Source organism: Schnuerera sp., from assembly GCF_035459645.1.
Classification (GTDB): Bacteria; Bacillota; Clostridia; order Tissierellales; family Tepidimicrobiaceae; genus Schnuerera.
This window is the reverse complement of the sequence record NZ_DATHXO010000319.1, coordinates 1-1,641: the sequence shown is the minus strand read 5'-3', so window position 1 is coordinate 1,641 and position 1,641 is coordinate 1. Positions and strand designations below refer to the sequence as shown.

General features: G+C 27.4%; 3 protein-coding genes. All 3 read left to right on the top strand.

The window, feature by feature from the left end:
- Positions 1–317, top strand: a 317-nt coding sequence (locus VK998_RS07510) for a hypothetical protein (RefSeq protein ID WP_325227208.1), incomplete at its 5' end; no start/stop codon positions are given.
- A gap of 162 nt (positions 318–479) precedes the next feature.
- The gene (locus VK998_RS07505; RefSeq protein WP_325227205.1) at positions 480–1,205 is read left to right on the top strand and encodes a L,D-transpeptidase family protein; all 726 of its coding nucleotides are present in this window, start codon (positions 480–482) and stop codon (positions 1,203–1,205) included.
- Positions 1,206–1,305: 100 nt separating this feature from the next.
- The coding region (locus VK998_RS07500) for a ferritin (protein WP_325227203.1) at positions 1,306–1,641 on the top strand (336 nt) is incomplete at its 3' end.

Here is a 1,641-nt window from a genome sequence, read left to right as displayed (position 1 = left end):
TATGTATAAAATATAAAGCAAGGAGTTTTAATATGAATAAAATATTATTGATTAATAGGTTGAATCCTCAAGATTATTCGGATGAAAAACAGAAGATTTTTTTTATGATAGGTGGTATGAATATTCCTAGTACTGAAAATCGAATTATAGACGTAATTCATCAATCTAACATTGTAGAACCAGATGATATGGTATTAAAATATAATGGAATTGAACTTAATATAAGTATTCAACAAATACCTGCTGTTGTTAAATTATTGAGCAGCGAAAATTTTTCTATATACGAGATATATCAGCCTTATAATCCAGAAGGATAATACGAAACTCCCTTTTTTTATAACTTAAGGGAGTTACACTATGTACATATTTATCAAGGATAGCTATTGACTTAGCTATCCTTTTTAAATTTAAAATAATAATTCTAAAAGTTTTAATTATTTTAGGTTAGCATATAAATAGTACATAGGGGGGATGAATCCATGAGTAAGAGAATAAAAATTATTCTTCTATTATTTATTTTAATATTAATAGTTATAATAATAGGAAACTATATTCATCTATTTTTAATAAAAAGGGATATAGGTTATGAAAACAAGGATACTTATTTTAAAATAGATAAAAAGAACCTAGCGATATTAATAGAGGTAGATAGAAAACAGCTTTCTGTTATAGATTTATCATCGAATAAAATAATAAATAACTATGTAATAGCTACTGGGAAAGCTAATACACCTACACCTTTAGGAACCTTTAAAATAATTGAAAAAGCTAAATGGGGTGGCGGTTTTGGTTCTAGATGGTTGGGATTAGATGTACCATGGGGTAAATATGGTATACATGGAACCAACAAGCCTGGTTCTATAGGATTTAATGCCTCAGCTGGTTGTATAAGGATGAGAAATAAGGATGTAGAAGAACTTTATAATACTATAGATTATAATACAACTGTAGCTATTACAAATGGAGACTATGGACCTTTTGCTTATGGATTAAAAGATCTTAAACCTGGAGATAGCGGAGCGGATGTAATGGAAGTTCAAAAAAGATTGAAGATTAGAGGATATTATACTGGAGCTCTTGATGGAATATACGGTGAAGGGATGAAATATTCATTAATTCAATTTTTAAAAGATAATAATATTTCTTTAACAGATACTGTAGGATATGAAATATATGAAAAATTAAATATAATTCTCATGGATTAATAGATATTGTGATTAATATTACAAACTTTGGATATATATAATACGTATAGTTAATAAGATACAAATACAATATTATTAATTGACTTTAGGAGGTTAAAAAATGGCATCTGAAAAATTATTAAAAGAATTAAATGATCAATTTAATTTTGAGCTTTTGTCAGGATATTATTATATGGCTATGGCAGCCTATTGTGCAGATGAAGATTATAATGGATTTGCAAATTTCTTTATAGTTCAAGCTCAAGAAGAATATACCCATGCTATGAAGTTCTTTGATTTTATTAATGATATGGGTGGAAGAGTTACAACATTAGCAATGGAAGAGCCAAAGAATGATTACAATAATTTAGTAGAAGTTTTTGAAACAGCACTATCCCGTGAAAAGCTTGTAACAAGCAAAATTAATAAATTATTGGATTTAGCTCATGAAGAGAAT